This is a genomic window from Streptomyces sp. NPDC059456, assembly GCF_042750055.1.
Lineage (GTDB): Bacteria > Actinomycetota > Actinomycetes > Streptomycetales > Streptomycetaceae > Streptomyces.
This window is the reverse complement of the sequence record NZ_JBHYVA010000968.1, coordinates 1-2,318: the sequence shown is the minus strand read 5'-3', so window position 1 is coordinate 2,318 and position 2,318 is coordinate 1. Positions and strand designations below refer to the sequence as shown.

Below are 2,318 nucleotides of genomic sequence, written 5' to 3'. Positions count from 1 at the left end.
TTCGTGGGCCGCGTCTTTTGTTTTTAAGAGACCCCCCGCACCACCGCCCGGCCCCCCGCCCGGCCCCCGCCCGCGCGCGCCGCCGCCGGGGCGGCGGCCAGGGCCTTGGCCACCACCAGCGAGGCCTCCGGCACCCGCAGCGTGGTGGCCACCGGCGCCGCCTGCGCGTCCCGGCCGACGTACGGGGCGAGGCCCAGGGCCACCGCGCCCGCCCGGGTCGCCGCCGCGGCGGCCGCGTGACGTGCCGTCACCGCCGACAGGCCCTCGGCCGCGATCCGGTCCATGCAGGCCTCCAGCGCCAGCATCTCCAGTTGTGCCGGGGCGTGCGGGAGCGCCGTGCGGCCCGCGTCGATCCAGCGTTCCTTCCAGTCCAGGAGCGAGAGGTACGAGCGGCGCGGCGCCGCCGGGTTGTCCGCGAACCGGGCCCACGCCCGCTCCGAGACCGACACCGCCGAGACCCCCGCCGGGCCGCCCATCGCCTTCTGGGCGCCGATCACGCACAGGTCCACGCCCCACGCGTCCGGCAGCAGCGTCTCCGCGCCCACCGACGCCACCGCGTCCAGCATGAACAGCGCACCGTGGGCCCGGACGGCCTCGCCGATCTCCTCGACCGGGTTGGTGTTTCCGGTCGCCGCCTCCGCGTGCACCAGCGAGACGAAGTCGATCTCCGGATGCGCGGACAGGGCCTCGGCCACCTGCTCACCGGTCACCGCCGTGTCGAACGGCACCGCGAGGTCCACCACCCGGGCCCCGGCGTCACGCAGCCAGTTGCCGAAGGTGGTCCCGTACGGGCCGGTCACGACGTTCAGTGCCGTCGAACCGGGGCGGGCGCCCGAGCGGATGCAGCCCTCGAGGGGCAGCAGCGCCTCGCCCTGGGTGATCACCACGTCCTGGCGGGTGGATAGGAGGTCCGTGACCCCCTGCTCGATCGACGCGAAGCGTTCCGCGGTGAGCGGCGGAAGGTCCAGGAGGGGGTGGGTCACGGTGCTGCTCTCTCTTCGTCCGCTGCGTCCGGGGTCTACCCGCACGAGCGTACCGAGGCCGCACGTACAGTGCGGGACATGACCGATGACGTGCTGCATGTGAAGGGGCGTGTGCTCGTCGGACCCGACGACGCGCGCGACGAACTCTGGGTGGTCGGCGGCCGGATCTCCTACGAACGCCCGCGCGGGGCCCACGAGATCACCACGGTGTCCGGCTGGGCGCTGCCCGGTCTCGTCGACGCGCACTGCCACGTGGGACTGGACGCCCACGGTCCGGTCGACGCGGAGACCGCCGAACGCCAGGCCCTGACCGACCGCGACGCCGGCACCCTGCTCATCCGCGACGCCGGATCCCCCTCCGACACCCGCTGGATCGACGACCGCGAGGACCTTCCGAAGATCATCAGGGCCGGCCGGCACATCGCCCGGCCCCGCCGCTACATCCGCAACTTCGCCCATGAGATCGAGCCGTCCGACCTCGTCGCGTACGTGGGCCGCGAGGCGCAGCGCGGCGACGGCTGGGTGAAGCTGGTGGGGGACTGGATCGACCGCGAGGCCGGGGACCTGGCGCCCTGCTGGCCGCGGGCGGAGGTGGAGGCGGCCATCGCCGAGGCGCACCGCCTCGGCGCCCGGGTCACCGCGCACTGTTTCGCGGAGGACTCGCTGCGCGACCTGGTCGAGGCGGGCATCGACTGCATCGAGCACGCCACCGGGCTCACGGAGGACACCATCCCGCTGTTCGCGGAGCGCGGGGTGGCGATCGTCCCGACGCTCGTGAACATCGCGACCTTCCCCAAGATGGCGGCGGGCGGCGAGGCCAAGTTCCCGCGCTGGTCGGCGCACATGAGGCGGTTGCACGAGCGCCGGTACGACACCGTACGGGCCGCCTACGACGCGGGCATCGGCGTGTACGTCGGCACCGACGCCGGGGGTTCCCTGCCGCACGGCCTGGTCGCGGCGGAGGTCGCGGAGCTGGTGCGCGCCGGGATCCCGGTCCTGGAGGCCCTCTCGGCGACGACGTGGGCGGCGCGCGAGTGGCTCGGCAGGCCGGGCCTGACCGAGGGTGCGCCGGCGGACCTGGTGGTCTACGACGCCGACCCGCGGGCCGACGTCCGGGCGCTGGCGCAGCCGCGGCGCGTGGTCGTGAACGGCAAGGTCCGCGCCTGAGCGCCGGGTTGGCGCGCGGTTGACGCCCCGCGTGACGCCGGTGCCCCGGCCGGCGTTGTGTACCGCCCTGCGGGCCACCCGCCGCCGCGTATTCCCCAGCGCGCCCTGGCGGAAACGAACACCCGGGCTTAGTGAAGAACAGTGCAACCAATATAATCACGCAAACCC

1 protein-coding gene and 1 pseudogene are annotated in these 2,318 nt (G+C 74.2%); one reads left to right on the top strand and one right to left on the bottom strand.

Annotation, left to right across the window (positions count from 1 at the left end):
• Positions 1-35 precede the first annotated feature (35 nt).
• Positions 36-983: pseudogene (locus tag ACFXA3_RS41175) on the bottom strand (pyridoxal-phosphate-dependent aminotransferase family protein); the annotation flags it as partial.
• Between the two features lie 78 nt (positions 984-1,061).
• Between ACFXA3_RS41175 and ACFXA3_RS41170 the strand changes: the two are divergent.
• Positions 1,062-2,150: an amidohydrolase family protein gene (locus tag ACFXA3_RS41170; RefSeq protein WP_385196403.1), complete on the top strand. Its 1,089-nt coding sequence runs from the start codon at positions 1,062-1,064 to the stop codon at positions 2,148-2,150.
• Positions 2,151-2,318: the final 168 nt, after the last annotated feature.